The sequence below is a fragment of the Solimonas marina genome (genome assembly GCF_012241385.1).
GTDB lineage: Bacteria > Pseudomonadota > Gammaproteobacteria > Nevskiales > Nevskiaceae > Solimonas > Solimonas marina.
Map to the genome: position 1 here is coordinate 1 of NZ_JAAVXB010000030.1, position 1,185 is coordinate 1,185.

At 55.7% G+C, this 1,185-nt stretch carries 4 protein-coding genes; all 4 read left to right on the forward strand.

The features are described from left to right. Positions 1-261 (forward strand): hypothetical protein (locus G7Y82_RS21100; RefSeq protein WP_168150117.1); only part of this gene is annotated, 261 nt, incomplete at its 5' end. A gap of 2 nt (positions 262-263) precedes the next feature. Next, positions 264-551, forward strand: a complete 288-nt coding sequence (locus G7Y82_RS21105; RefSeq protein WP_168150118.1) for a hypothetical protein — start codon at positions 264-266, stop codon at positions 549-551. 3 nt (positions 552-554) lie between these two features. Beyond that, on the forward strand, positions 555-872 hold the full coding sequence (locus G7Y82_RS21110; RefSeq protein ID WP_168150119.1) for a hypothetical protein: 318 nt from the start codon (positions 555-557) through the stop codon (positions 870-872). Continuing rightward, positions 869-1,185 (forward strand): zonular occludens toxin domain-containing protein (locus tag G7Y82_RS21115; protein WP_366515710.1); only part of this gene is annotated, 317 nt, incomplete at its 3' end. The genes G7Y82_RS21110 and G7Y82_RS21115, both read left to right, overlap by 4 nt.

Consider the following 1,185-nt stretch of genomic DNA (forward strand, 5'->3'; position numbering starts at 1 on the left):
GATGATGTCGCCGCTATAGGCGACTCGCTCACAACGTATTGGTCATCGATCGAAGATGCACCGATCGTCGAAGCGGTGAGCGGGTTGGGTGATGCGATTCCGACCGGTGGCAGCATGCCGAGTGCGTCGTTCTCTGCGTTCAATCGCACCTATACGTTTGAGGTTCCTACAGAAGTCGCCGACGTTGTGACGCCGGTGTTGTCAGCTGTGATGTATGCCGTTTGGTCGCTGTTGGCGATTCGGCTATTCGTTGAGGGTTGATCATGCTCGACTGGCTCTATACCTGGCTGCAGAATTTCCTGTCGTGGCTCAATGACACGTTGCTCTATGTACCGAAGTGGGTGCTTGAGAAGCTGTTAGCGGGTCTCTCCGCGCTGCTGTCAGCGATTCCGGTGCCGGACTGGATGTCGGCGGCGTCCGGCTATCTGTCGGGCATTCCAAGCGGCGTTGTGTGGTTCCTCGACATCATGCACTTTGGCTTTGGCGTGACGGTCGTTTTGTCGGCGCTGACGCTGCGGTTCCTTATTCATCGAATTCCGTTTATTGGGTGATTTATGGACCTTTCGTCGATCACCGGTGAGGTTGATTTCGCATCTGCAACGCTTGCTGTTTTGGCGATTTTTTCCGCCGTTGCCGTTGTGTTCGTTGCGCTGGTTGGTGGCCGTTACCTGCTCGCTGCCATTCGTGGTGATGATTGGTACGCCGAGCAGGCGCAAGATATGGATGACGAATACGATTATCAGATGCGCCGTGACGAGCAGCTGCGAGATGAAATGCGGGACTTCGGTGGCGCTGGTTTCGAGCATCCGGACGACTTTTTAGAGTGGGATGCTGAGCGGTCGGAGTGGGTCGATCGGAGCGCCGACGAGTGAGCATCGTTGCGTATACAGGTCTGCCAGGTCACGGCAAGAGTTACGGCGTTGTCGAGCATGTCGTTATCCCGGCGCTCAAGGCGGGTCGTGTTGTCGTTACGAATATGCCGCTTGAGCGTGAGGCGTTGCTCAAATGGTACGGCGCTGGCGATATTGTTTTTATTCCTCGGGATGCTGACGTTCGAACCATCGTGCAGCTCGGCATAGAACGGCCTGGTGTGGTGTTCGCTATCGACGAGTGTTGGCGGTACTGGCCGGCGGGCAAGCTGCCGAATCAGATTCCTGAAGATGAAAAGGAATTTTTTGCGATGCA

What these genes read in the sequence shown, in the direction of transcription:
- G7Y82_RS21105 (WP_168150118.1), top strand. Translation starts at nt 264, where the DNA reads ATGCTCGACTGGCTCTATACCTGGCTGCAGAATTTCCTGTCGTGGCTC.
- G7Y82_RS21110 (WP_168150119.1), top strand. Translation starts at nt 555, where the DNA reads ATGGACCTTTCGTCGATCACCGGTGAGGTTGATTTCGCATCTGCAACG.